Here is a 26925-nt window from a genome sequence, read left to right as displayed (position 1 = left end):
TTTACTGCGGATTAGCTTTCTTCAGCCAGATACATCTTGCGCAGGTAATGCGGTACGGCGTCATCCGCGTTAGAGCCGATGATTTCTGCATCCGGCATTGCGGCTTTCAGACGCGGCAAGGAACCGCTCATCAGACAACCTTTACCGGCCATCGTCAGCATTTCAAGGTCATTCAGACCATCACCAAACGCGATGCAATCTTTGAGCGAATAGCCCATCAGCTTGGATACATATTCCAGCGCATGGCCTTTCGATACGCCACCCGCCATCACTTCCAGACAAACCGGCAGTGAGAAACTGACGTTCACACGATCGCCCCAGCGCGCATTGATCGCTTCTTCCAGCGGCAGCAGTTTTTCGTGGTCTTCACAGGTGAAATACACTTTGCAGATACCGTCGGTTTCCAGCAAACCTGGTTCAAACAGTTTGTATTTGAAAACGGATTCGCGGAAGAAATCATCCTGATCGGCGCGGTCACGGTTCATGTACCAGTCGTCGTTGCGATAAACGTTGGTCAGAATATCCGGGTTGTTATGCATGATGCCAAACAGGTCTCTGGCGATATCTTCATCCAGATTGTGCGAGAAAATCAGATCGCCGTCGGTGTTATGCACGCGCGCACCGTTGGAGGTGATCATGTACGCACTGATTTCCAGATTGTCGCGCATCTGCGCCACGTCGATATGGTGACGCCCGGTGGCGAACACAAAATGCACGTCGCGCTGTGTCAGCAGTTTCAGCGTCTCTTTAGCGAACGGGCTCAGGGTATGATCAGGTGATAGCAGCGTGCCATCTAAATCGGAAGCAACAACATGGTACATAGCGTTAGGTTCTAACCTCTGATGGAGTTGTGCGCGGCGAACCGCGGATTAAAGCTGTCGCGCAAAAAAGCGCATGATAGCGTCCAGCGCCTGTGCCCTCAGGTCGTCCCGTTCAAACAGGATCTCGTGGCGCGCGCCTTCGATGACCAGCGGTTTTTCCCCTTCACAAGGGTGTCCCGCAACGGCCATGGCCTGACAAAAAGCAAGATGGGACCGGTTATCCACCACGCGGTCTTCGCTCGCCTGCAATAAAAGAACAGGAGTGGTGATTTTTTCGGCTTCTTTCAGGATATGCATCCCCGCCTCAATCCCTTCACGCACCCAGTGATAGGTGGGCCCGCCGACCTGCAACTCAGGGTAATCCGCATAAAAACGCAGATTGCGGCGATAACGTGCCCGGCTGTGCGTCAGGCGATTGACCACAAATGGCAACGGACGCCAGTGTCCTGTGCCCAGCGCATAACCATCACGACGAACCGGACGATTCTCTGCCCAGTTAAGAATGCGGCGGGATAACCAACCCGGCATCGGCAAATAAATACCGGTCATCGGCGCGAGTAACGCCGCAGCATCGAAATTCTGCGGATTTTTCGCCAGGTATAGCGCCAGGATCGCGCCGCCCATGGAGTGTGCCAGCGCGAACTTTTTAGTGTACTGACGCGGCGCAATCTCCCGCTGATAAAAGCTCTCGAAATCTTCGACATAATCGTCAAAGTGTTTCACGTGGCCGCAATGCGGGTCGTCGAGCATACGCCCGGAACGCCCCTGCCCGCGGTGATCGACAATCATGACATCATAGCCGCAATGAAATAAATCGTAGGCCACTTCAGGATATTTTACGTAGCTTTCTATACGCCCCGGTGACACCACGATGACTTTATCGTGCTCAGGGGAACAAAACCGGACGTAGCGGATAGGAACATCATCGACGCCGCTAAACTCACCTTCTTCGCGCGTCCGCCAGAAATCCAGCAAAGGCCCGGTCGCAAAGGCAGCAAACTCCTTCTCACGTGTTAACCACTTCGCAAAATTCACAGGCATTCAATGATCCAGAGTCGTCAAACGGAGAGGAAGAAAGTGTTATTTGTGAGTTATAGCGCAATTATAGACAATGGCGTATTGTGCCATAAAACAACCTAAAACGTACTCAGGGAGTCTCGCAATGACACTGGACTGGTGGTTAACCTACCTGCTCACCACTTCTATTTTAAGTTTATCACCCGGTTCCGGCGCGATTAATACCATGAGTACGGGCATCAGCCACGGCTATCGTGGTGCCGTGGCATCGATTGCCGGCTTACAGCTCGGTTTGACCATCCACATCGTGCTGGTGGGTATCGGGCTCGGCGCACTCATTTCATCATCGCTGATGGCCTTTGAAATTCTCAAATGGCTCGGTGCGGCATACTTAATCTGGCTGGGCATTTGCCAGTGGCGTTCTGCCGGTGCGATTGACCTGAACGCGCTCGCCAGCAGTATGCCGCGTCGTCGTTTGTTCAAACGCGCCATTCTGGTGAACCTGACCAATCCGAAAAGCATTGTGTTTCTCGCCGCACTGTTCCCGCAGTTTATCATTGCTCACCAGCCGCAGGCTGCACAATATGTGGTACTGGGCACGACAACGGTCGTGGTGGATATCATTGTGATGATTGGCTATGCAACGCTGGCCACCCGCATCGCCAACTGGGTAAAAGCCCCGAAACAGATGCAACTGCTGAACCGCATTTTCGGCTCGCTGTTTATGCTGGTCGGTGTATTGCTGGCGAGTGCCAGAAAGGTGTGATCCTTCAGAATGCAAAAAGGGCCCGGTATAAACCGGACCCTTTTTTTTGACTATTTTCTGATTAACGATTCATGATCAGCGCGATACCAAAGCCCGCAAACACCACGCCCGCCACACCATCAATCCATTTTGCTAAACGCTGATACCCGCGACGCATTTTCGGCAGGGCAAAAACCAGTGCCACTAACGAGAACCAGGCCAGGGTTTCGACGACGATCAGCAGGAATATACCCAGACGTTCGCCGCCACTGACGCTGTCGCCAACGAACATGGAGAATACGCTGCCGAAATAAATCACAGCTTTCGGGTTGGAAAGATTGGTCAGCAGTCCGCGCATAAACGTGCGACCACGGGCGGGTAATTCCACCGGTGTTTCATCGCCGCTTTGCTTTTTAGCACGCGCAGATTTAAGCAACTGCCAGCCCATCCAGCACAGATACAGGCCGCCACCGACGGTGATGACCTGATGCAACCAGGCCATTTTTTGCAGAATCAAATGTAAACCCATCAGCGCAACGGCGGCCCAAACCAGAACGCCCAGCGTAATACCAATCACACCCATCATGGCTTCTTTCCGCGACCGGCTGGCAGCGGTTTGTGAAACAAAGAAGAAGTCCGGCCCCGGACTCATCAGCGCAATCAGATGAACCATCGCAACCGTCAGGAATAACATCAGCATGATTAACTCTCTGTATTATATGTAGGTAGGGAACAGAATTCTTATTCGTCGCCGTTATCGATATGGTCACGGATCATAGTCATAAACGGTCGCCCGAATTTCTCCAGCTTACGCTGCCCGACGCCGGTAATATCTAGCAAATCGCTCGGACTGATCGGCAGATGCTCCGCCATTTCCAGCAGCGTCGTATCGTTAAACACCACGTAAGGCGGCACATTATTTTCATCCGCCAGCGACTTACGCAGCTTACGCAATTTGGCAAACAGCTTGTGATCGTAGTTTCCGCCGTATGTTTTCTGGCGGGAAGTACTTTTAATCTTCAGCGTCTGAATTCGTGGCACCGCCAGCTGCAATGGAATTTCGCCACGCAATACCGGACGCGCTGACTCGGTCAGTTGTAACGCGGAGTGCATGGCGATATTTTGCATCACCAGCCCGAGGTGGATCAGCTGTCGAACCACGCTGGTCCAGTGCTCGTTACTGTGTTCTTTACCGATACCATAGACCGACAGCTTTTCGTGACCGTATTCGCGGATGCGCTGATTGTTCGAGCCGCGCAGAACTTCGACCACATAACCCAGACCAAACCGCTGTCCGACACGAGCGATGACTGACAGCGCTTTCTGCGCGTCCAGCAAACCGTCGTAGCGTTTTGGCGGATCCAGGCACACATCGCAGTTACCACAGGCATTCTGTTTGCCTTCGCCAAAGTAATTGAGCAGCACCAGACGGCGGCAGGTTTGCGCTTCGGCAAAGGCGTTCATGGCATTCAGTTTGTGGCGTTCCACATCCTGCTGCGCTCCCGCCGGTTTTTCTTCCAGGCAACGGCGCAACCAGGCCATATCAGCCGGATCGTAAAGCAGCACCGCTTCCGCAGGCAGGCCATCACGCCCGGCACGGCCTGTTTCCTGATAATAGGACTCAATGGTGCGCGGAATATCGAAGTGCACCACAAAACGCACGTTAGGTTTGTTAATGCCCATACCGAAGGCGACGGTGGCGACCACAATTTGCAGGTCGTCGCGCTGAAAACCTTCCTGCACGCGGGCGCGGGTTTCGTTATCCAGTCCGGCGTGATACGCACCCACGCTCAGACCGCGACTTTGCAGACGGGCGGCGGTGTCTTCGACTTTGGCACGGCTATTACAATAAATGATGCCGCTTTTGCCGCGCTGATCCTGCACAAAGCGGATCAGCTGATCGAGCGGCTTAAATTTTTCCACCAGCGTGTAACGAATATTCGGGCGGTCGAAACTGCTGACTTCAATCAGCGGATCGTTCAGTTCCAGCAACCGGACAATATCGTTACGGGTGGCTTCATCGGCGGTTGCGGTCAGCGCAATCACCGGTAACTGCGGATAGCGCAGTTTCAGCTGGCCGAGCGCACGGTATTCCGGACGGAAATCGTGGCCCCATTGGGAAATACAGTGAGCTTCATCCACGGCGAGCATCGCCGGATTCCACTGTTGCAGCTGTTCGAGGAAATCGCCCATCATCAGGCGTTCCGGCGCGATATACAGCATTTTGATGCGTCCCGCGCGGCAACCGGCCATCACTTCCTGCTGTTGATCGCGGGTCTGCGTCGAGTTCAGGCAACCGGCTTCAACGCCCGCCGCCATCAACTGATCGACCTGATCTTTCATCAGGGAAATGAGCGGCGAAACGACCAGCGTCAGGCCGTCCATCACCAGTGCAGGGATTTGATAGCACAGCGATTTACCGCCGCCGGTTGGCATCACTACCAGACAATCCCGGCCAGAAATGGCGGTGTTGATGATAGTTTGCTGGCCTGGTCTGAATTGCTGATAACCGAAGGTATCGCGTAATACCTGATGAGCCAGCTCTTCTTTGTTTATCACTGCCGCCGTAGACACTCAATTCCCCAACTGTTCAAACCACCCGGCTAAGCCCAAAAGCCGCCGGGGCTGTACTGCACCGACATAATATACCCTAAATTATCTGCGATGCAGCTAACGCAACTGCAACCAGACGTATGGCGGGAATTACATGATGTCGTTAAGCATGATACCGACGCCGATACGGGTCTGCTTATGGTTGTAGTCGATGAGGGATTCGCCATACCCGCTGAAGACCTGAGTATAGAAGCGAACCTGTTTGGAAATCGGGTAGCTCCAGCCGGTGGTTGCGCCGCCGTAGCCGGTATTCCAGTTGTAACGACTTTCCACGCTGAACACGCTGTCGCCCCATGCATAGCCCACTTTCAGGCGGTAATAACCCATGTATTTGTTGATGTCCGGGTTATCGTCGTTTTCATCGCTTTCAGGAATGCGATACCACGGTTTTAAATCCACCTGCCAGTTGCCGTGTTGCGCCATAAAGCGGGCGTACACGCGGTTCCAGCTGCGGGAAGTCGGGTCTGAGCGGCCGTTAGACTGATGGACGACGCCATATTCTGCTTCACGCAGTGTCCATCCGAGGAAATCATAATCCGTTGCCCAGGCGAGGAAGAGCTGCGGTTCGTAGTTGGTTTCACGAAAAGGCGAAGACGCGGCGCGGTTGGAAAGCTGCCAGAAAGAGTTCTGCGTATAAGATGCACCGAGAACCGAGTTATCACCCGCAATTCCACGCCATAAAGGGAATGCCAGACTCAGCTGGAAAGCCACTTCGTCATGTTTTGCTTCGTTCGCCCAGTCATAAGACTGAATCGCTTTCTTATTGATATTGCTGGTATCGGTATACAGCAGATAGTTCGGTTCGTAAGGATACAAAGTGAACGGGTTGTCGTGCTCCTGCAGCATATTCGCAATGATGCTTCCGCGCACAGCAGGTTTATCATGCACTTCCTGTACCGTGGCTTCTTCTGCAAAGCCTGCTAATGGCAACGCCAACAACGTGGCACCGACAGCCCAATTTTTACGCATTATTCCTTATCCTCGCCCTAAAGTTATTGATTAATTATTTTTGAAATAATCCTGCTGTTTTGATCGGCGAATTATTGGCTAAATTCCAAAAATCTCGCAGCAGAGTATTTTACATGCAAATACATTTCCACATGAATATGTAATACATTTATCGTTCGTCAGGTAGTAATCCCTTTCTCCCGCACCTAAAATCAACACTTCGTTAACTTTTTCGGCGAACATAGGTTCCACTCGTTTTCGTCAGGAATTCATTCATGTCTGCTTTGTCCCTCAGCCACGAGGCTGCCCTGCAACTGATCGGCAATATTTTCGTTTACGATATGCCGTTTAACCGCGAACTGGGCCTCGAGCTGAAACGTCTCGACTGCGATTACGCAGAATTAAAATTTACCAACCAGACCAAACTGGTGGGCAATGCTGCACAAAAAATCCTGCATGGCGGCGTGATTGCGGCAGTGCTGGATGTCGCCGCCGGTCTGGTCTGCGTGACCAGTTCGCTTATCCGCCGCGACAAACCCGATCACCCGTTGCTGGAAGCGGAAATGCGCCAGCGGTTATCAAAAATGGGTACCATCGATTTGCGCGTGGATTATCTGCGTCCGGGCCGTGGTGATTACTTTATTGCTTCGGCAAGCCTGGTCCGCGCCGGGAATAAAGTTTCGGTGGCGCGTGTCGATTTGCACAGTGATACCGGCGTTCACATCGCCACGACCACGGCGACCTATATGGTCGGCTGAGATCAGGTAAACTCCGCTTCTTTCCTTACTCTTTTTTCAGGTACCTCATGGACGCACAACGTACCCGGCAAGGTGTTATTTTTGCCTTTATCGCCTATCTGATCTGGGGAGTCGCGCCCGCGTACTTCAAACTGATCAAACAGGTGCCTGCTGATGAAATTCTGACTCACCGGGTGATCTGGTCATTCTTCTTTATGTTAGTGCTGCTCTCCGTCAGCCGCAGCTGGGGCGATGTCCGGCGGGTGCTGGCACAACCAAAGAAAGTCGGCATGTTACTGATTACCGCCCTGCTTGTCGGTGGGAACTGGCTGATTTTTATCTGGGCGATAAATCACGATCACATTCTGGAAGCCAGCCTGGGGTACTTTATCAATCCGCTGGTGAATGTGGTGCTTGGCATGCTGTTTTTGCGGGAAAGATTCCGTAGTTTGCAATGGTTTGCTGTCGCGCTGGCTTTCGGCGGAGTACTGATTCAGGTGTGGATTTTTGGTTCGGTGCCCATCATCGCTATCGGGCTGTCACTGACATTTGCCTTTTATGGTCTGCTGCGTAAAAAAATCGGTGTGGATTCGCAAACGGGCATGCTGATTGAAACGCTGTGGCTGCTGCCAGTTGCGGGAGTCTATCTGTTCTTTATCGCCAACAGTCCGACCAGCAATCTGGCTGCTAATCCGTGGTCGCTGGATTTACTGCTGATGGCCGCCGGGATTATTACCACTATTCCGCTGCTGTTCTTCACCGCCGCCGCCGCCCGACTGAAGCTTTCAACGCTGGGGTTTTTCCAGTATCTCGGCCCGACACTGATGTTCCTGCTGGCGGTAGTATTCTACGGCGAAACCGTTAATACATCGCAGCTCATCACCTTTGGATTTATCTGGGTGGGATTGCTGTGCTTTATCACCGACGCACTCTACACCCAGGGCCGTTTACGACGAGGAAGAAGCGGGAACAGCGCTGCGTGATATAAACCGCGCCATCGCCGGACCGGTCGCCAGGATGGTGATCAGACGCAACGTCTGCATCGCCATCACAAACCCTAAATCCGCATGACTCCCTGCTGCAATAATGGCCACGGTGTCCAGCCCGCCAGGGCTGGTCGCCAGATACGCCGTCAGCATATCCACGCCAAGTAATTTGGTGAGCACCCACGCCATACCGCCGCAAATCAGCATCAGCCCGATAATCGATGCGATCATCTGCGGCAGCGTACGCAGTGCCAGTTTGAAAATGGGACGCGTGAACCGCAGTCCGACACTCCAGCCAATCAGGGTATAAGCCATCGCCAGCAACCATTCCGGTACTTCTAACGTGACGGTGCCGGTGGAATGTAAGACCGCACCGACCACCGCAGGAAACAGCAATGCGCCGGAAGGAATACGCAAACGCGGCCCGAGCCAGACGCCCGCCAGCGCCAGAAATACCGTGGCGAAAAAGCGCCACGTCAGCGGCGGAAACCACACGACCGCAGCCGCCAGCGACGCGCTGTCGCCCATCGCCATGCGGGCAACAAATGCGGCAGCCGTGGCAACAAACAGCACGCGCAGATACTGCATAAACGCCACCAGACGTACATCTGCCCCGAAATCCCCGGCCATGGCGACCATGGCGCTGGCACCGCCGGGGGATGAACCCCATGCACCGGTCGGGCCGGGTAACTGGCTAAAGCGCACCAGCAGCCAGCCGGAAAGGCCGCTGGCCAGCAGCGTTGCGACCAGCACCATCAGCACCAGCGGCCAGTCATTGAGTAACGGAGGTAATATCGACGGCGACAGGCTTTGGGCAATCATGCAACCCAAAACGCCCTGAGAGATTTTGAAAAACAGCGGGTGGATACGCACGCTGGCGCCCAGCAGCCCCATGATGACGCCGACAATCATCGGCCCCAGTAACAGTGCGGCTGGCACATGGAAGGTCTGAAAAATAATGCCCAGGACAAGCGAGGCAACAACGAGTATAAACCACTGGCCCGCCGGAGCCATCCTTTCCATCAACATGGTTTCTGGTCTGTAGTTAAGAGAATTCGACGCTCTTTATTAACATATTTCAAACGCCGGAGGGGGAAACAATGCAGGAATTTCCCTCTCAGAGCGCGCCTGAGAGGGAGAAATATTGTCTGCCCGGTTATAACCAGTTTTTACGTTTGAAGTACAGATAAGGTGCCAGACCGGCGAGGATCATCAGTGCAATCGCCCCCGGATAACCGAATGACCATTTCAGCTCAGGCATGAATTCGAAGTTCATCCCGTAGCTGGATGCCACCAGCGTTGGCGGCAGGAATACGACGGATACCACCGAGAAAATCTTGATAATGCGGTTCTGCTCGATGTTGATAAAGCCCATCGCCGCCTGCATCAGGAAGTTCACTTTCTGGAACAGGGATTCGTTGTGCGGCAGCAGGGATTCGATATCGCGTAATACTTCGCGCGCCTGCTCCAGCTGACCTGCCGGTAAACGGGCTTTACGCACCAGGAAATTCAGCGCGCGCTGGGTATCCATCAGACACAGACGGACTTTCCAGCCGATATCTTCCAGCTCTGCCAGCGTGGAAAGCGCGGCGTCATATTCGTCGCCCTGATGCCCTTCCATAATCACGCGGCTGAGTTTTTCCAGATCACTGTAGATATTTTCAATTTCGTCTGCCAGCTGTTCGATTTTGGTTTCGAACAAATCCAGCAGCAGTTCGTACGCATTGCCATCGACCAGTTTCTGGTTGCGGGCACGCATACGGTAAAGACGAAACGCCGGTAATTCGCGTTCACGCAGGGTGTACAGACGGCCTTCGCGCACGGTAAATGCGACGGTGCTGTTGCCCGCATGGTCTTCGGCATCTTCGTAATAAAAGAAGGAGTGAATATGCAGACCGTCTTCGTCTTCAAAGAAACGTGCAGAGGCTTCGATGTCGTCCAGTTCAGGACGCGTCGCCAGGCTTTGCCCTAATTCACATTGAACGCGCTCACGTTCCTGCTCGTCAGGCTCAACCAGATCTACCCACAATGAAGTTTTGAGATCGTCTGACTCGTCCAGTTCTAAACGGGATAAGCGGCTGTTTTCTAATTTAAAAGCACTCAGCATGTGCCCGTTCTCCCAAAAATTACGGAAAGTGGACAACGCGTTGAAGCACAGAAAATCACGGAGTGAAAAATGTCACCGGCGTAATTCAGACCAACTTCAGATCTGACTCACAGCGACAGAACGGGGTCGCTGACAACCACTAAGGCCATCAGCAATGAGGAGGGCCTTAGAAGTGGTACCTGGAAAACAGGTTATTGAGCCAGTATCTACTGGGTGTGTCCAAGGCGCAGTTCCTCATTGATAATAGTGCGCGCATGTTACGCCGGTAATAAAAAGACTGTCAACCGCGAACAAATCTATTCTGGCAACATTTATGCATAAATTTCAGACGGTGTTGGTAAGCGTTCCCGGCTTATGTCTGACCGTTTTTTTGGCTACACTCAGGCACTGGATTTCCCCATTCCCATAGCTTCTCAGGCAGAGACTCATCATGATTAAGCAAATAAACCAGGACACTCTGTGTGATCTGATCACCAAAGCCTCTCATTCCCCGCGACTGCGCCAGAATCTGAATATCCATCCGGCACCGGAAGATGACGTGCAACGTCTGGCGATTGCGATGGAACCGGGTACATACGTGCGTATCCACCGCCATCCCCACACGTGGGAAATGCTGACTGCCCTGCGCGGACGTTTTCTGGTGTTGATTTACGATAACAGCGGCAAAGTCACCGACCGCCTTTGGCTCGGCGCAGAAACCCGCCTGCTGGAAATCCCGGCCAACACCTGGCACAGCGTGTTATCCCTCGACGAAGGCGGCGTGATTTTTGAAGTGAAACACGGCGCGTATCAGCCGGTGCAAGAACAAGACTATCTGCCAGGCACGCCGCCGGAAGGCGAAGAAGGCGTAAAAGAAACGCTGGAATGGTATGCGAAAGCCGAAGTGGGCGACGTTTTTGCCCTTTAATACACCGTTGTGCAAGCGTCAGCGGCGCAGCGAGGTTGAGTCCGGCCAGCGCGGAGACACCGGAATGGACACGTAGTCCATGAGGATGTCGAGCACTGCCCGGGCTCAAGATCGCAAGTAAGCTAGCTTGCGGCTTCTAACCGTGCGTAGGCGGCAACCAGCCACTTGATCCCTTCCCCCGGGAACGCCACCTGCAACCGGCTATGTTCGCCGCTGCCTTCCATGTTGACGATGGTACCTTCGCCAAATTTAGGATGTGTAACCCGCTGGCCGAGTTTGAAGCCGGTATCGCTGACGCTGGTTGACGTGCCGACGCTGCGGTTGCTCATCGGACGCGACACATTAGCGCGCATCCTCACCTCTTCGACACAGTCTTCCGGTAATTCACCCACGAAACGCGACGGACGATGTGAGACTTCTTTGCCGTATAAGCGGCGGGTTTCGGCGTAAGTCAGGGTCAGTTTCTGCATGGCGCGGGTGACGCCAACGTACGCCAGACGACGTTCTTCCTCCAGACGCCCGCTTTCTTCCAGCGACATCTGGCTCGGGAACATGCCTTCTTCCATACCGACGATGAACACCTGCGGGAACTCCAGACCTTTTGCAGAGTGCAGTGTCATCAGCTGGGTGGCATCCTGATTGGCATCCGCCTGCCCTTCGCCCGCTTCGAGCGCAGCGTGCGACAGGAACGCCTGCAACGGCATCAGATCTTCGTCTTCATCCTGATAGCTGAACTGACGCGTTGCCGTCACCAGTTCCTCTAAGTTTTCGATTCGCGCCTGACCTTTTTCACCTTTTTCCTGCTCATACATGATGAACAGGCCGGAATCCTTGATCACCCGGTCAGTTTGCACGTGCAGCGGCATGTCTGAAGTTTCATGTGCCAGCGCGTCCACCAGTTCGGTAAATCGTTGCAGGGAAGACGCTGCACGGCCCGCCAGCACCTTTTCCTGTAACAGCGCTCGCGTAGCCTGCCACATGGTCAGCTGACGATCACGGGCGGTCTGGCGAACCACATCCAGCGTACGGTCGCCGATGCCGCGCGTCGGAGTGTTCACCACCCGTTCAAACGCCGCATCATCATTGCGGTTGGACATCAGACGCAGATACGCCAGCGCATCTTTGATTTCCTGACGGTCGAAGAACCGCTGCCCGCCATAAATTCGGTATGGCATCGCCATCTGCAACAACGCTTCTTCCAGCACACGCGACTGGGCGTTGCTGCGGTAAAGAATGGCGCAATCCTTCAGCGCACCGCCGTTGTCCTGCCAGGTTTTGATACGGTTAACCACAAAGCGCGATTCATCCAGTTCGTTGAATGCGCAATACAGTGAAATCGGTTCGCCCTCGCCGTCTTCAGTCCACAGGTTTTTACCCATACGGCCATTATTGTTTTCAATCAGCGAGTTGGCAGCTTTCAGAATGGTGCTGGTTGAACGGTAGTTCTGCTCCAGACGAATGGTTTCTGCATTTGGGAAATCTTTCAGGAAGCGCTGGATGTTTTCAACCTGCGCACCACGCCAGCCGTAGATCGACTGGTCATCGTCGCCGACGATCATCACGTTATTGTTATCGCCCGCCAGCAGACGGATCCACGCGTACTGAATGCTGTTGGTGTCCTGGAATTCGTCCACCATCAGGTTGGTAAAGCGTTCGCGGTAATGCTGCAAAATATGCGGCTTGTTCAGCCAGAGCTCATGAGCGCGCAGCAGTAACTCGGCGAAATCCACCAGCCCGGCGCGGTCACAGGCTTCCTGATAGGCCTGATAGATGCGTAACCACGTCGCTTCGACAGGATTGTTGTAAGTCTCAACGTGCTGCGGACGCAGACCTTCGTCTTTTTTGCCGTTGATGTACCACATTGCCTGGCGCGGCGGCCATTGTTTCTCGTCGATGTTCAGCGCTTTGATCAGACGCTTAATGAGACGCATCTGGTCGTCACTGTCGAGGATCTGGAAATCCTGCGGCAGATTAGCGTCCAGATGGTGCGCACGCAGCAAGCGGTGCGCAAGGCCGTGGAAGGTACCAATCCACATGCCACCCTGACTGGTGCCAATCAGCTGGTCGATACGGTGGCGCATTTCCGCTGCCGCTTTGTTGGTGAAAGTCACCGCCATAATGGAATACGGCGAGCACTTTTCGACTGCCAGCAGCCACGCGATGCGATGAACCAGTACGCGGGTTTTGCCACTGCCTGCCCCGGCCAGCACCAACAGATTGCTGCGCGGCGCGGCCACGGCTTCACGTTGTTTTTCATTCAGGCTGTCGAGCAGGTCAGAAACGTCCATAGGCACCGTTTGTCAGGATGAGAAAAGCACTCACCACGTGAATGCTTTTCTACTGTGAATTTATACAGAGTAATTTAAGAAGGGATTATAGCAATGCTGTCAGCGATGCCAACTGCGAAATCTCAATATGCGGTAACAGGCGGGCATCGTTAATGTGCATCAGGTCGCCTTCGCGCAAATTAATCCAGCACGATTGCATGCCGCAACGCACGGCACCCGCGACGTCAGTTGTCAGGTCATCGCCGACGTGGAGAATGTTTTCCAGCGGAATATCCAGCTTCATCGACGCCTTTTTATACATGTCGGCGTAAGGTTTCGCCCGGCCATGATCGCCCGCGCGCAAGGTGAACTGGAAATATTGCGCCAGACCGCAGGCGTGCGGATCGGCATTGCCATTAGTGATCGCCACTAAAGGCCAGCGTTCAGCCAGCGCGGCCAGCGCGTCGTGATTTTCTCCGGGAACATAAATCCGGCTGCGCCACAGGGCGAAGGTTTCCATCGCGGCTTTTGTGCCCAGTTTGGCATCGCCTTCGCTCAGGCCTGCGCGGGTCATCGCCAGCAACACGGCCTGACGACGCCATTCGGTGACGTCGTGATAAATCTCAGCGTCCTCTGCCAGCAATTCTGCGCGCATCAGGCGGATGGTGTCCGGTGCCATTTCAGCCAGCGCCGGATGGAAACCCTGAATCGATTTCAGCGTTTCAGAATCGGTACGACGAATAACATCGTAATTGTCATACAGCGTGTCGTCTAAATCGAAGGTGATCGCTTCAATGCGTTTCAGCGGACGATAGAACTTCATCATGATTTTCCTCGTTTTGCGCGGGGATGCGCGGCGTCGTAAACCGTCGCCAGATGTTGAAAGTCCAGATGGGTATAGATTTGCGTAGTGGACAAATTCGCATGACCCAGCAGTTCCTGTACCGCGCGTAAATCACCGCTGGATTCCAGCACATGTGTGGCAAACGAGTGACGCAGTTTATGCGGATGAATATGGCTGTTAACACCCTGTTTCACGCCCCATTCGGCAAAACGCTTCTGAACATTACGCGCAGAAATACGGTTGCCTTTGCTCGACAAAAACATCGCGTCATCCTGCGGATTAAAATCAGCGCGGTGTTTCAGCCAGTGTTCCAGCCAGGTGACGGCAGTACGCCCGATCGGCACCTTGCGTTCTTTACTGCCTTTACCCAGCACGCGCACTTCGCCGGAGGCCATGTCGATATGTTTACAGTCGATACCCACCAGTTCAGAAAGACGCAGCCCGCCGCCGTACATCACTTCCAGCATCGCGCGGTCACGCACGGAAAGCGGATCGTTAAGATCGATTTCCAGCAGTTTATTCACTTCATCGACATCCAGATTTTTTGGCAGATGTTTCGGGGAGCGCGGCGTGGAAATTCCTTTGGCAGGATTGGCGCTTAATACGCCCTGACGCACCAGCCAGTCGAGAAAACTGCGCAACGAAGACATGCGAAGCGCCAGACTGGAAGGCCCTAAACCGGCGCGTTTGCTGCGCGCCAGTAACATGCGGACTTTAGGTGCATCAAGCTGCTGCCAGTGAGAAATGCCTATTTCGCCGCTGATGGCGATCAGGGCTTCTAACTGACGGCTGTAATTGGTGGTTGTGAGCGGACTGAGTTGACGTTCGACGTGCAGGTAACGCAGAAACGCCTCGACCGCGGGATAGAGAGGCGATTCGGTGTGGCTCATACCCTTTCTATCCAGCGTTCCAGCAGGCCAGGTAACATTTTGGCCAGCTGATCGAGTAAGACTGTGCCCATTCCCGGCTGGTAGTGTTGCGGGTCGCGGCTGCTGAAAATCAGCACACCCAGTTCACCGTGCTCACCCATCAGGGAAAGCGCGACAGAACCGACGGCTTTGGCTTGCGGTAATAACAGCAACAGTTCCGGGCCGTTCAGGCCACCAAGATAGTGCGGGGTTTCGCCCAGACGCTGAATACGCATCGATTCAAACGCGCTGCGGCTCACCGCCAGATGGGTGAAATCAGAAGGCGCGCCGATGCGCCATCCCTCGCTGAACAGACGCACATTGGCACCCGCCAGCCCGAGACTGCGCGCCCAGCGTTGCAGGCGGTTTAGCATATCCTGCAAACTGCTGGCCGCCGCGAGCGTAGCCTGTAACTCGATCATCCGCCCGAACAGCGATTCGTTGATCGACGCCTGCTCCATCAGCAAGGTAATTTCTTCTTCAAGCTGCGCAATCTGATGACGCTGACGCCCGAGTTGCCATTCAACCAGCGAAATGCTGCCTTTCACCGGATGCGGTACGTGCATCTGCTCGACGCTGCGGGCATTACGAATAAAGAAATCCGGGTTTTGCAGCAGATATTGCATCACGCTGTCGTCGTCGAGCGCTATCACCGGTTCAATCTGGTCATCAAGATTGTTCATAGATGAATAAATCCGTCGTAAACATGAGTGGCGGGTCCGGTCATATACAGCGGGTGACCCGGCCCTTTCCAGCGAATTTCGAGGCTGCCTCCCGGCAGTTCCACCTGAACTTCTTCAGCAAGTAACCCTTGCTGGATGCCTACCGCAACGGCGGCACAGGCACCGCTTCCGCACGCCTGTGTTTCACCGGCACCTCGTTCGTACACGCGCAACTTTACGCTTTCCGGACTGAGGATCTGCATGAACCCGACATTCACACGTTCGGGGAAGCGTTCGTGGCTTTCCAGCATGGGTCCGAGAACTTCGACTTCTGCCGTTAACACATCCTCAACCTGTAGCACGCAGTGCGGGTTTCCCATCGACACTACGCCGCAGAATACTGTGCGCTCTTCTGCACGCAGAATATAGGTCTTTTCCGGTTTCGCTGCACGGAAAGGAACCTGTTGCGGTTCAAACACCGGCTCGCCCATATTGACCTGAACTTCTTCATCTTCCGTTACCGTCAACACCATGCGGCCGGTCTGCGTACTGACGCGAATATCGCGTTTGTTGGTCAGACCTTTAATGCGGACAAAGCGGGCAAAGCAACGCGCGCCATTGCCGCACTGCGCCACTTCGCTGCCGTCGGCATTGAAGATTCGGTAATGGAAATCGAGTTCGGGGTCATAAGGTGGCTCTACCACCAGTAGCTGGTCAAAACCCACACCACGGTGACGATCGGACAAACGGCGGATCAACTCAGGCGAGAAGTAGACATTTTGAGTAACGGCATCAACGACCATAAAATCGTTTCCCAGGCCGTGCATTTTGGAGAACTGCATAACTGACTCCGTTTACCGCTGGTCAAATCCAGTCGCGATGATCCCTTAAGAAAAGGGCTCCGGCAGTGCTGCACGAAACCCCCGGCACAGGCCGGTTAATCTCTGGAATTAGTCGTGAGATCTTCTGGTGATACACCTTTCTGCTGCGATGAACCGTCGTTAGCAGTACCTGGAACATTACTGGTTTTCTGAGTCGTTGATTTTTCCGGTGGTGGGAAATACAACGGCCCTTTCAGTCCACAACCGGAGAGAGAAAATAATATCGTCGCGGCCAGAGACCAGCGTAAAGCGTTTTTCATTTTATGAATGCCCGTAATTCATGCGACCAAGCTCTCTATAATCGCAGGTGGATCATGAAAAGCAACAGGAATCGATAAAACACGCGGGCACATTTTCAGGGTTTAAAGAGAAGGAAAGCCAGATATTCTGCCGCGTGTCCGGGATTGGGACATCTTTTCTAATGCAACTGAAATTGCTGTTTCAACCGGGAAGGTTCGACCTCAGTTTCAGGCACAGTGGCGCAGGCCGCAGATAACACGTTGCTGCGAAACGGGATCACCTGAATGCGCTCATCAAGGGACACGATCTGGTAGAACTGCGGCAGATTGAAGTTGATAAAGCTTGAGCCGTAGGTAAACCGGTCGTGCGAGGAGGAGTAGAAGCGGCTCACGTCGCGCACCAGATCTTCTTTACTGCCTTCACAATGGTGATAGACCTCAACGCGGTTCGACTCGTCAAGAATATAAATATTAAAACCAATGTCGTCGGAGCTGTCTTCGAAGAAGAACTGAATGATCCCTTCGCTGGCGTAGCCGTCAATAACCGCCGGCAGATGCGCCTGGTCAGTCTGCAATTTTACCGACAGTCCATGCAGCTTATTATTGGAAATCGCACCGTAGAACTCGATGGCGTTTTCCAGCTTCTGCACTGAAACACTCAGGCGTTCGAAGAACAGGCCCCAGGTTTGTCCGGCGACACGCACGGCTTTGAAACGGCCAGGTTCGAGACGCTTGCTCGAAAGGCGAAGTTCAATGCATTCCGACACCAGTTGCTGAACACGCGTGCGGATAAGGCCGCGTAAATGCTGGCTGTAGCAGAACACTTCCACCGATTCCGGCGGTGCGGCGTCCTGATGCATTTTGCCCAGAATAGTTTTCAGCGCTTCCAGCACCGCCTGTTCACCACTGAAATGCAGCGTACGCACTTCGTTCCACGAGTTGCGATAAAGCAGGTCGATACTGCCGACCATACATTCCTGATTTTGCCCAAAGCTGAAAACATCCAGTTTACGGAAATCAAAATGCACCACCTGATTGCGGAAGGCGGCGGTCGGATCGTGTTCCAGATTGACGATAATCGCTAAGTGGCGAATTTCACACGGGCTGTATAACGCTTTTGGCGTCGGCGCAGCCAGTCGCAGCGGGAAGTTATGCGACACATCCGCCACCAGTTCGCGCAATTTAGCGATATCACACAGACTGCCGCTTTTTATATGCAGGCGCGTCGTAGACGTCAGCAGACCGTTGAAATAGGCCCACGCCACCAGTTTGTTCAGATAACGGTTATATTCCAGCGGCTGATGGCTGACGATGGATTCCATCGACGGCGACTGGTTATACAAATACCAGCCGGTGCGGTTCGCACGGCCAATCGGCACATGAATAAAGGTTAAATCGTTCTCAGACAAGTCAGGCGAAATCTGCGGGTTCACCAGCGTCACTTTGCCCGGCAGCGCTTCGAATGCGGCGTACAACTTACGGGTCAGCACGCCGATATCCTGCGGGCTGGCGCTGACGCTTAAATTGTTACGACGGGCAAAGCGGATCAGGTTGCGATAGCTTTGCATCATGGCATCGAGCAGTTCGTTATGCGCTTCACGCACACGCTCGATTTTCCAGTTCGCCCGGTTATCCAGGATCGCCAGACGTTCTTCGTCCCAGCCCCATTCCGCGACCAGTTGACTGAGAATTTCACGACGCCAGCCAACGGATGCCCGTGCGCGGGAAAGTTTTTCACAGACCTTTAAATAGAAACAGCGGCGGACTAAATCAAGGCGGGTCGGGTCTTCAATCTGGGTGAGATAACGGGTCACGCGGTCGAGCATCATACAGTAAGGATCCAGCCCGAAGCTGACAATCTCGCCCTGATGCAGACGTTGTTTGATATCCATCGCCAGCAACTGAGTTTGCGGGTATTCCCACGAATAGGCTTCCAGCAGCAGCGTTTTTAGTACCGCTTTATAAGGCGAATCGATACTTTTATACAGCTGCCACAGGCTCGCGCCGAAATACTCTTCCGCCGAAAGCGTGCTGAGGCCGCCCAGATCAAGCCACTCATTTGGTGTCAGAGCGCCCTGCGCGTATAGCGAAAGGACGTATTCGTCGTAATGTGCTTCTTCTTCGCCCGGCACCATATTCCACAGAATACGCTTACCGGCCATGCGCACCGCGGTACGATAGAATTCGTCGAGTAATAAGATGTGCTGCGTTGAACCGCAGTCTTCGCCACCCAGGCTGCCACTTTCGTTATGGCGGAAGCGGTTTTCGTCGATCAGGAAGAAGCTGACTTCCACGCCCAGCGAGGCCGCCCATTTTTCTAACAGGCTGCATTTTTGCTGTAAGCGGTTGCGTTCTTCGTTATCGAGCCAGGACTGATGACAGACCCAGATATCCAGATCAGAACTTTGGCTCTGACCGATTGAGGAGGTGCTGCCCATCGAATAGACGCCGGTTATCGGCAATTCGCCTTTCACCATAGGCTCGAGCGCGCTGCCCCATTTATCTTCGAGGTCAGTCAGATAGGTTTGCTGGGATTCATCAGGCGTGAAAATGCAGATACCATGCGGAACCTTACCTTCAAGGTATCCCGGCATCAGAGGGTGATGTTGATGTAAAAAGACAGGAAGCAGTGTGTAGACCTGTTGAAACGCAGGACCCATGGCTGCCAGCGCACGATCGACTCGTAACTGGTTGATCGCATCCAATCTTTGCTTCAATGTCTCGATGTAGAGGTACAAGACGTTTCGCCTGATTATACAGTGTCTGGAAATAACCCCGTTCCAAATCCGTCATTTATCGTGATGCTTATGCTTTGAACAATCATGATTGCGCAAATAGTTGACGAATTATTGCTGGAAACGTGATCAATTTAACACCTTGCTGATTGACCGTAAAGAAAGTAACGCACCACAATTACTCTTCCGCTTCTCTGGATTTTACCGTCTGTTCCTGAAAGGGACAATTCCCCGCACTGACCGTTACCCTACTTTTCCGAATGGCTTCTTACGCTGACAGCTTTCTATTGTCAGTGGTAGGATGGTCACAGAGACAGTTAAACGGTAACAAACATGTTAGACAAAATCATTCGAATTGCCACCCGTCAGAGCCCTCTGGCTCTGTGGCAGGCACAATATGTTCAAAGCCAGCTGATGGCCTGTCATCCCGGTTTGCAAGTGGAACTGGTCCCGATGGTCACCAAGGGCGATATCATTTTAGATACCCCGCTGGCCAAGGTCGGCGGCAAAGGCTTGTTTGTGAAAGAGCTTGAGCTGGCGATGCTCGATGGCCGCGCGGATATTGCCGTGCACTCTATGAAAGATGTGCCGGTTGAGTTTCCTGAAGGCCTGGGACTGGTCACAATTTGTGAACGCGAAGACCCGCGCGATGCTTTCGTCTCAAATCATTATGCCAGTCTGGCCGAGTTGCCGCATGGTAGCGTAGTAGGTACCTCCAGCCTGCGCCGTCAGTGCCAGCTGCGCCAGAAACGCCCGGATCTGGTGATCCGTGATTTGCGCGGCAATGTAGGCACCCGCTTATCCAAACTCGATAACGGCGAATACGATGCCATTATTCTGGCCGTCGCCGGACTCAAACGCCTGGGTCTTGAGAATCGCATCCGTACGGCGCTGACGCCCGAAGAGTGTCTGCCAGCGGTCGGACAGGGTGCAGTCGGCATCGAATGCCGTCTCGACGATCAAAACACCCGCGATTTACTTGCCCCCCTGGCGCACCGCGAAACCACGGTACGCGTTGAGGCTGAACGGGCGATGAACATGCGCCTCGAAGGCGGTTGTCAGGTGCCGATTGGCAGCTACGCCGAACTCGACGGCGACCAGCTGTGGCTGCGTGCGCTGGTGGGCGCACCCGACGGAAGCCAGATGGTATCCGGCGAACGTCGCGGTCCTGCCGCTAACGCGTACAGCATGGGCGTGGAACTTGCCGAAGAACTGCTGGCAAACGGCGCACGTGAAATTCTGCAAGAGGTCTATAAAGGGAACGCTCCCCAATGACCATTCTGGTTACCCGTCCCTCTCCGGCAGGAGAAAAGCTGGTTAACCGGCTGCGTACTATGGGCCGGGTAGCCTTTCATTCCCCGCTGATTGAATTTGCGCCGGGGAACCAGCTCGTAATGTTGCCGAACCTGCTATCCTCATTAAATCAGCAGGATCTGGTATTTGTTCTCTCTCAACATGCCGTGAACTACGCCGATCGCGCACTGCGTCAGTCTGCCACCCGCTGGCCGGATAACGTCAGCTATTATGCGATTGGCCGCACCACAGGCCTGTTGTTTCATCGTGCCAGCAGTCTCCCGGTTGTCTATCCACAGGATGGTGAAACCAGCGAGATGTTGTTGAATCTCCCGGCATTGCAACGCATACAAGGCAAAAAAGCGCTGATATTGCGTGGCAATGGCGGAAGGGAATTGCTGGCCGAAACGCTCACCGAACGCGGCGTTGAAGTGACCTACTGCGAATGTTATCAACGCAGCCCGGTTTACTACGATGCCAGCGAACAGAGCGCTCTCTGGCAACGCGCCGGAATTGATACGCTGGTCGTGACCAGCGGAGAAATGCTGCAACAGCTGTACCAGTTAGTTCCTGATTACTACCGAAACTCATGGTTACTGCGCTGTAATCTGGTCGTGGTCAGTGAACGTTTGGCAACCCTCGCCCGCCAGCTCGGCTGGAGTGCTGTTCGGGTTGCCGAAAATGCAGACAATGATGCGCTGATCCGCGCATTACAACTACCTGACTAAGGGATGTGCCAAAATGACGGAACAAAAAAAACCTTCCGCGCCGGATGAGAATGTTGTTATCTCCCCAGCGGTTGAGAGCCCCCAGCCAGAAGCTTCAGACCGTGACCAGGAGCTGACAACGCTGCGTAAAAAGCAACGTACCGCGCCGGTGTTAGGCGCTATCGCGATTGTATTAGTGATCGCACTTGGTGCTGGTCTTTACTATCACGGACACCAGCAATCGCTGGCCCAGGCCGCCTCCAACGAGGCGCTTTCTGCACAGCTTGATGCCCTGCAAAAAAGCCAGCAACAGGATAAGCAGCAAATCGCTGCCCTGCTCGCTCAGCAGGATAAAACTCAGCAGGCTGCTGATCGCCAGCAGGCGTCGTATGGTCGTCAGCTGAATGAGTTACAAGATAAAGTTGCCAGCATTTCAGGCAGCGATGCCAAAACCTGGTTACTGGCTCAGGCCGATTATCTGGTGAAACTGGCGGGTCGCAAGCTGTGGAGCGATCAGGATGTCACCACTGCGGCTGCACTGCTGAAAAGCGCCGATGCCAGCCTTGCTGACATGAATGACCCGAGCCTGATTGACGTGCGCCGCGCGCTGAACGAAGACGTGGGCGGCCTGTCTGCTGTTGCACAGGTTGATTTCGACGGTATCATTCTTAAACTGAATCAGCTGTCAAATCAGGTGGATAACCTGCGCCTGGCCGACAATGACACTGACGACTCCCCGATGGACAACGACAGCTCAAGCCTTTCTGGTTCATTGACGGAATGGCGTCAGAACCTGACCAAAAGCTGGCACAACTTTATGGATGACTTTATCACCATCCGCCGCCGTGATAGCAGCGCTGAACCGTTGCTGGCACCGAATCAGGATGTGTATCTGCGCGAAAATATCCGTTCGCGTCTGCTGATTGCCGCACAGGCCGTGCCGCGTCATCAGGATGAAGTCTACAAACAGTCGCTGGAAAGCGTTTCGACCTGGGTTCGCGCCTATTTTGATACGTCTGACCCGTCTACCAAAGCTTTCCTGGAAGAACTGGATAATCTCAGTCAGCAATCCATTTCAATGGATGTACCGGACGAGCTGAAAAGCCAGCCGTTACTGGAAAAACTGATGCAGACCCGCGTGCGTAACCTGCTCCAGCAGCCCGCCGCCGCAACGCAGGGGGAATAACGCATGTTACGAGTCTTCGTATTATTCCTGATTGTGTTTGCCGGGATTATTGTCGGCCCGATCCTCGCCGGTCATCAGGGCTATGTCCTGATCCAGACAGACAACTACAACATTGAAACCAGCGTCACCGGTTTAGTCATTATGTTGGTCGTGCTGATTCTGGTGCTGTTCTTTATTGAATGGGTCCTGCGACGCGTTCTGCGCACCGGTGCACGTACCCGCGGCTGGTTTGCCGGGCGTAAAAGCTCTAAAGCACGTAAGCAAACTCATGCTGCGATGCTCAAACTGGCAGAAGGCGATCATCGCCAGATGGAAAAACTGCTGGCACGCAATGCCGATCACGCCGAACAACCGGTGGTGAACTATTTGCTGGCAGCGGAAGCGGCGCAGCAGCGCGGCGATGATATCCGCACCAATCAGTATCTGGAACGTGCGGCGGAAATCGCTGATACCGATCAGATGCCGGTGGATATCACCCGTGTGCGCATCCAACTGGCGCAGGGTGAAATTCATGCCGCGCGCCACGGCGTTGACCGTTTACTCGGACAGTCGCCACGCCATCCGGAAGTTTTACGTCTCGCGGAACAGGCCTATCTGCGTACCGGCGCGTACGGTTCGTTGCTGGAAATTTTGCCTTCAATGGCCAAAGCCGATGTCCGTAGTGACGATGAAATCCGCGTTCTTCAGGAACAGGCTTATATCGGCATGATGAATCAGCTGATGGCAGAAGAAGGCAGCGAAGGCCTGAAACGCTGGTGGAAGGATCAGAGCCGCAAAACCCGTCATGAAGTGGCGTTGCAGGTGGCAATGGCGACGCATCTGATTGAATGCAACGATCAGGATCTGGCGCAGGAAGTGATACTTGACGGTCTTAAACGTCATTACGACGACCGTCTGGTCGCCCTGATGCCTAAACTGCGTTCGGGCAATCCTGAGCAACTGGAAAAAACCCTGCACCAGCTCATTAAGCAAAATGGCACCACTCCGCTGCTGAGCAGCACGCTGGGTCAGTTGCTGATGAAGCATGGTGAATGGCAACAGGCGAGCGATGCGTTCCGTGAAGCGCTGAAACAACGCCCTGACGCGTATGATTATGCGTGGCTGGCTGATGCGCTGGATAAACTGCATAAACCGGCAGAAGCTGCAGAGATGCGCCGTGAAGGGCTGATGCTGACGCTGAATAATTCACAGCAACCCTGATTCAATTGCTGTCTGCAAAAGGCTCCTTCGGGAGCCTTTTTTATGTCTTCAATACTTATACCCAGAATCATTTGAGTTGCTAAAAGGCGGCATAAGCAAGAATCCCGATGAGCTGACATAAGTCAGTGGTTCCGGGTGACTAAGAGCAGCCAACACCTCTGCAGCTCAAAGGATGACGGGTACGGGCAAAAAAAAACACCTGCGTATGGGCAGGTGTATAAAAACAATCAGGTCTAGGACAACAGATTTAGTGCCTCACTCAACGTTTTGCCTTCTGGATGATAACGCTTGCGCGATATCGGTCAGGATGACAATAGGCACTGTAAATTGGCTCTGCATCATTCCCAGGTTTATGAAGCCGGAGCAAACATAATGGGTGGAATGAGCATCTACGGCGGGAATATTGCAGGACGCGTGCCAGGATGGCAAGTATCTGTTTAAATTTTTCTATTGCACTAATAATTAACGTTTTTATTTTATCAGGCTGCACAACTGAGTTTTTGCGGGAGACAGGAATAGGTCAGTACACCGCCATTCTGTCGCCGGTAAACGACGTTTGAATGTCAGCTTATGTGACTCTTTAATTATCAACAAGATAGGTGTCTCCTGAAAGAGACAGAGAAAAGTACGAATGTCGCAGATAAACAACAAGACCAGAAAGGCTCATTCTCATAAACTCCACACGAAAAAAAACCTGCTTTAAAAAGCAGGTTTCTTCGAATTGGTCGGCGAGAGAGGATGACGCGCATCTTCGATGCTTGCCCTGCGGGCCGTTGCTAAAGCAACGTGGTCTCGCTTCGCTCGGCTCAAACCTCCTTCGGAGGTTCTCATCCTCATTTACTACAGACGAAAAAAAACCTGCTTTAAAAAGCAGGTTTCTTCGAATTGGTCGGCGAGAGAGGATTCGAACCTCCGACCCACTGGTCCCAAACCAGTTGCGCTACCAAGCTGCGCTACTCGCCGATGTCGTGCATCTTACTACTTTATGATGCTAACTGCATCATTTAAATGAAATTTGTGTGTGGTGCGAAGGGAGGGACTCGAACCCTCACATCCGAAGGACACTAACACCTGAAGCTAGCGCGTCTACCAATTCCGCCACCATCGCATGTCACAATCACAAAATCATTTTTAGAGTGGGGTGGCTAATGGGGCTCGAACCCACGACAACTGGAATCACAATCCAGGGCTCTACCAACTGAGCTATAGCCACCATATCTCTAACTACTAACGTGAACTGTCAAACTTCAACATTTCACCGCAACTCTAGCGCATACTAAATGGTGCGCCCGACAGGATTCGAACCTGAGACCTCTGCCTCCGGAGGGCAGCGCTCTATCCAGCTGAGCTACGGGCGCTTAGCGCCGTTGCGGGTGGGGATACTACGGTTTTAACGCTTGGCTGTCTAGTGCTTTTTTTCAGAAATATTGCGTTTGATTACGCTTTATCCAATACGCCTTAAAAGTAAGCGCCTTCCCTTCCCCACCCATGACTTACAGCGTTATTTTGCTTTTTCCGCCGTCAGCGCGGCACGTTTGTGCATGCCGAGGCAGAAGTATATCAGCGACACCGCCGCGATGAAAATACCGCCTACCAGTAAAGAAACCCGCGTATCCGGATTAATCGCCATCCCCACCAGTACACACACCAGGAAAATCAATGTCAGGTAATTGGTATAAGGGAAGAGAATCGATTTAAACGGATGGTTTTTCAGTTTCTCTTTGTGCGCCTCGCGAAAACGGAGCTGGCTGACCAGCACCACAAACCACGGCACCATGCCCGGCAGGACGCTGGCACTGTAGACATACACGAACACTTTTTCAGGATTCGGGATGATGTAGTTCAGACACGAGCCGACCAGCAGACATAAAATGGTGATCGCAATCCCGTAAACCGGTACGCCGCTTTTCGAGACTTTGCTCAGGAACGCAGGCAACTGACGATTCTGCGATAATGCATAGAGCATACGCCCGCAGCTGTACATTCCGCTGTTACAGCCTGACAGCGCCGCCGTCAGCACCACAAAGTTGATAATGCCTGCCGCAGAAGCGATACCAATCTTCGCGAAGGTCAGGACAAACGGGCTGCCATGCGTACCCATCTCGTTCCACGGGAAGATGGTAATAATGACGAAAATCGCGCCGACGTAGAAAATCAGGATACGCCACAGGATGTTATTGATGGCGCGTTTAAGCGTAACCTGCGGATTCTTCGCTTCACCGGCGGTAATCCCCACCAGCTCCACGCCCTGATAGGACGCCACCACAATACACAACGCAAACAGGAAACCTTTCCAGCCCCCTGCAAAGAAGCCGCCGTGCGCCGTCAGATTCGCAAAACCAACGGCTTCTCCGTGATTACCAAATCCGAAGAAAATGACCGCCAGACCGACCACGATCATCACAATGATCGTGGTGATTTTGATCAGCGCAAACCAGAACTCCATCTCGCCATACAGTTTGACCGCCGCGAGGTTTGCCGCAGCGACAATCAGCACCGCAGCCAGCGCGGGGATCCACTGGGGTAAATCAGGGAACCAGTACTGCGCGTAAACGCCAATCGCGGTGATTTCCGATATCCCCACCGCTATCCACATGAACCAGTAACTCCACGCGGTGAGATAGCCGTAATACGGCCCGAGGTATTTATGCGCATACACCGCAAACGAACCGGCGACGGGTTCCAGGTGCAGCATTTCACCCATTGAGCGCATAATAAAGAAGACGAATACACCGGCCAGAATATACGCCAGTAACACTGACGGCCCGGCCCATTTCAGGGTGCTCGCCGCGCCCATAAATAATCCGACACCGATAGTGCCGCCCAGTGCGATCAGCTCAATGTGCCTGGCTTCAAGCCCCCGGTGTAGCCCACCCTTCTCTTCTTGGTTCGCCATAGATCCTCAATTTCTCTGTAATTGTGTTTGCCTTCCGGAAGGACCGGAATGTTATTTTTATGATGGAAATGCCCGTATAGGACGGAAAAACGGCGCTATGTTTCCGTATTTCCCGAAGAGTTGCAAACGTCTATTGAGAAAGATAAGCATTGATTGGCATAGCGGGTACTAAAGGCAGGCAAAAAATGAAGAAATGAGAGGTGACACGCCGTCCTGAAGATTCAGA

Annotated in this window: 24 protein-coding genes, 4 tRNA genes and 1 other RNA gene; 8 read left to right on the top strand and 21 right to left on the bottom strand. The window is 53.4% G+C overall.

Going from position 1 to position 26925, the window contains the following annotated elements:
- Positions 1–11 precede the first annotated feature (11 nt).
- Positions 12–821, bottom strand: a complete 810-nt coding sequence (yigL, locus tag D5398_RS20405) for a sugar/pyridoxal phosphate phosphatase YigL (RefSeq protein ID WP_120509260.1) — start codon at positions 819–821, stop codon at positions 12–14.
- Between the two features lie 48 nt (positions 822–869).
- The gene (pldB, locus tag D5398_RS20400; protein ID WP_120509259.1) at positions 870–1862 is read right to left on the bottom strand and encodes a lysophospholipase L2; all 993 of its coding nucleotides are present in this window, start codon (positions 1860–1862) and stop codon (positions 870–872) included.
- 121 nt (positions 1863–1983) lie between these two features.
- Here pldB and rhtB point away from each other — a divergent pair, with 121 nt between their 5' ends.
- Positions 1984–2604, top strand: coding sequence for a homoserine/homoserine lactone efflux protein (rhtB, locus tag D5398_RS20395; protein ID WP_120134479.1), 621 nt, complete (start codon positions 1984–1986; stop codon positions 2602–2604).
- Positions 2605–2665: 61 nt separating this feature from the next.
- On the opposite strand, the gene rhtC is transcribed toward rhtB, so the two are convergent.
- The 3 genes from rhtC to pldA all read right to left on the bottom strand — a co-directional run bounded on the left by rhtC (position 2666) and on the right by pldA (position 6165).
- Entirely contained in the window at positions 2666–3283 is a 618-nt protein-coding gene (gene rhtC, locus D5398_RS20390) for a threonine export protein RhtC (RefSeq protein WP_120509258.1), read from the bottom strand.
- Between the two features lie 41 nt (positions 3284–3324).
- The gene (gene recQ / locus D5398_RS20385) at positions 3325–5157 is read right to left on the bottom strand and encodes an ATP-dependent DNA helicase RecQ (RefSeq protein WP_120509257.1); all 1833 of its coding nucleotides are present in this window, start codon (positions 5155–5157) and stop codon (positions 3325–3327) included.
- 129 nt (positions 5158–5286) lie between these two features.
- Positions 5287–6165, bottom strand: a complete 879-nt coding sequence (pldA, locus tag D5398_RS20380; protein ID WP_120134476.1) for a phospholipase A — start codon at positions 6163–6165, stop codon at positions 5287–5289.
- Positions 6166–6419: 254 nt separating this feature from the next.
- On the opposite strand from pldA, the gene D5398_RS20375 reads away from it, so the two are divergent.
- Both D5398_RS20375 and rarD read left to right on the top strand, forming a co-directional pair.
- On the top strand, positions 6420–6902 hold the full coding sequence (locus D5398_RS20375; protein ID WP_120509256.1) for a thioesterase family protein: 483 nt from the start codon (positions 6420–6422) through the stop codon (positions 6900–6902).
- Between the two features lie 47 nt (positions 6903–6949).
- Positions 6950–7864 carry an EamA family transporter RarD gene (gene rarD, locus D5398_RS20370; protein WP_120509255.1) on the top strand — a complete coding sequence of 305 codons (915 nt, stop codon included), beginning with the start codon at positions 6950–6952 and terminating at the stop codon, positions 7862–7864.
- On the opposite strand, the gene D5398_RS20365 is transcribed toward rarD, so the two are convergent.
- From D5398_RS20365 to ysgD, 3 genes are all read right to left on the bottom strand, one after another.
- A complete protein-coding gene (locus D5398_RS20365; protein ID WP_415838489.1) occupies positions 7829–8881 on the bottom strand; it encodes an AbrB family transcriptional regulator in 1053 nt (350 codons plus the stop codon). The two genes, rarD and D5398_RS20365, sit on opposite strands and share 36 nt — an antisense overlap.
- 142 nt (positions 8882–9023) lie before the next feature.
- Positions 9024–9974, bottom strand: coding sequence for a magnesium/cobalt transporter CorA (gene corA / locus D5398_RS20360; protein ID WP_104924058.1), 951 nt, complete (start codon positions 9972–9974; stop codon positions 9024–9026).
- Positions 9975–10140: 166 nt separating this feature from the next.
- Entirely contained in the window at positions 10141–10197 is a 57-nt protein-coding gene (ysgD, locus tag D5398_RS25865; RefSeq protein ID WP_369921081.1) for a YsgD/CorL family protein, read from the bottom strand.
- A gap of 207 nt (positions 10198–10404) precedes the next feature.
- On the opposite strand from ysgD, the gene D5398_RS20355 reads away from it, so the two are divergent.
- Entirely contained in the window at positions 10405–10881 is a 477-nt protein-coding gene (locus tag D5398_RS20355) for a WbuC family cupin fold metalloprotein (RefSeq protein WP_120509253.1), read from the top strand.
- Between the two features lie 122 nt (positions 10882–11003).
- Here D5398_RS20355 and uvrD read toward each other — a convergent pair whose 3' ends face one another.
- The 7 genes from uvrD to D5398_RS20320 form a co-directional block, all read right to left on the bottom strand.
- A complete protein-coding gene (gene uvrD / locus D5398_RS20350; RefSeq protein WP_120509252.1) occupies positions 11004–13169 on the bottom strand; it encodes a DNA helicase II in 2166 nt (721 codons plus the stop codon).
- Between the two features lie 85 nt (positions 13170–13254).
- Positions 13255–13971 (bottom strand): 5-amino-6-(5-phospho-D-ribitylamino)uracil phosphatase YigB, encoded by a 717-nt coding sequence (gene yigB / locus D5398_RS20345; RefSeq protein WP_120509251.1) that lies wholly within the window; start codon positions 13969–13971, stop codon positions 13255–13257.
- Positions 13971–14882 (bottom strand): tyrosine recombinase XerC, encoded by a 912-nt coding sequence (gene xerC / locus D5398_RS20340; RefSeq protein ID WP_120509250.1) that lies wholly within the window; start codon positions 14880–14882, stop codon positions 13971–13973. Before xerC ends, yigB begins: the two co-directional genes overlap by 1 nt.
- Positions 14879–15583, bottom strand: coding sequence for a DUF484 domain-containing protein (locus tag D5398_RS20335; RefSeq protein ID WP_120509249.1), 705 nt, complete (start codon positions 15581–15583; stop codon positions 14879–14881). The genes xerC and D5398_RS20335 overlap by 4 nt, the downstream gene beginning before the upstream one ends.
- The gene (gene dapF, locus D5398_RS20330) at positions 15580–16404 is read right to left on the bottom strand and encodes a diaminopimelate epimerase (protein WP_120134467.1); all 825 of its coding nucleotides are present in this window, start codon (positions 16402–16404) and stop codon (positions 15580–15582) included. Before dapF ends, D5398_RS20335 begins: the two co-directional genes overlap by 4 nt.
- A gap of 95 nt (positions 16405–16499) precedes the next feature.
- A complete protein-coding gene (gene lptM / locus D5398_RS20325) occupies positions 16500–16703 on the bottom strand; it encodes an LPS translocon maturation chaperone LptM (protein ID WP_112290268.1) in 204 nt (67 codons plus the stop codon).
- 158 nt (positions 16704–16861) lie between these two features.
- Positions 16862–19420, bottom strand: coding sequence for a class I adenylate cyclase (locus tag D5398_RS20320; protein ID WP_120509248.1), 2559 nt, complete (start codon positions 19418–19420; stop codon positions 16862–16864).
- A gap of 330 nt (positions 19421–19750) precedes the next feature.
- Between D5398_RS20320 and hemC the strand changes: the two genes are divergently transcribed.
- The 4 genes from hemC to hemY are packed head-to-tail and all read left to right on the top strand — an operon-like array spanning position 19751 to position 23803.
- A complete protein-coding gene (hemC, locus tag D5398_RS20315; RefSeq protein WP_120509247.1) occupies positions 19751–20692 on the top strand; it encodes a hydroxymethylbilane synthase in 942 nt (313 codons plus the stop codon).
- Positions 20689–21438: a uroporphyrinogen-III synthase gene (gene hemD / locus D5398_RS20310; RefSeq protein ID WP_120509246.1), complete on the top strand. Its 750-nt coding sequence runs from the start codon at positions 20689–20691 to the stop codon at positions 21436–21438. The genes hemC and hemD overlap by 4 nt, the downstream gene beginning before the upstream one ends.
- Positions 21439–21451: 13 nt before the next feature.
- Positions 21452–22603: a uroporphyrinogen-III C-methyltransferase gene (gene hemX / locus D5398_RS20305; protein ID WP_120509245.1), complete on the top strand. Its 1152-nt coding sequence runs from the start codon at positions 21452–21454 to the stop codon at positions 22601–22603.
- Positions 22604–22606: 3 nt separating this feature from the next.
- Complete coding sequence (gene hemY / locus D5398_RS20300) at positions 22607–23803, top strand: protoheme IX biogenesis protein HemY (protein WP_120509244.1); 1197 nt, start codon at positions 22607–22609, stop codon at positions 23801–23803.
- 722 nt (positions 23804–24525) lie between these two features.
- On the opposite strand, the gene D5398_RS20295 is transcribed toward hemY, so the two are convergent.
- The 6 genes from D5398_RS20295 to thrP all read right to left on the bottom strand — a co-directional run bounded on the left by D5398_RS20295 (position 24526) and on the right by thrP (position 26699).
- Positions 24526–24655, bottom strand: a non-coding RNA gene (locus tag D5398_RS20295) — RtT sRNA.
- 34 nt (positions 24656–24689) lie between these two features.
- Positions 24690–24766 (bottom strand) — tRNA-Pro (locus tag D5398_RS20290).
- Positions 24767–24825: 59 nt separating this feature from the next.
- Positions 24826–24911: transfer RNA gene (locus D5398_RS20285), tRNA-Leu, on the bottom strand.
- 29 nt (positions 24912–24940) lie between these two features.
- Positions 24941–25016: transfer RNA gene (locus D5398_RS20280), tRNA-His, on the bottom strand.
- A 68-nt stretch (positions 25017–25084) separates the two neighbouring features.
- Positions 25085–25161: transfer RNA gene (locus D5398_RS20275), tRNA-Arg, on the bottom strand.
- A gap of 143 nt (positions 25162–25304) precedes the next feature.
- Positions 25305–26699, bottom strand: coding sequence for a bifunctional threonine/serine APC transporter ThrP (gene thrP / locus D5398_RS20270; protein ID WP_120509243.1), 1395 nt, complete (start codon positions 26697–26699; stop codon positions 25305–25307).
- Between the last annotated feature and the right edge of the window lie 226 nt (positions 26700–26925).

Origin of the sequence: Rahnella bruchi (assembly GCF_003614975.1) — a bacterium.
Taxonomy (GTDB): domain Bacteria; phylum Pseudomonadota; class Gammaproteobacteria; order Enterobacterales; family Enterobacteriaceae; genus Rahnella; species Rahnella bruchi.
The sequence above is the reverse complement of the archived record's forward strand: the minus strand, read 5'-3'. Positions and strand labels throughout refer to the sequence as shown.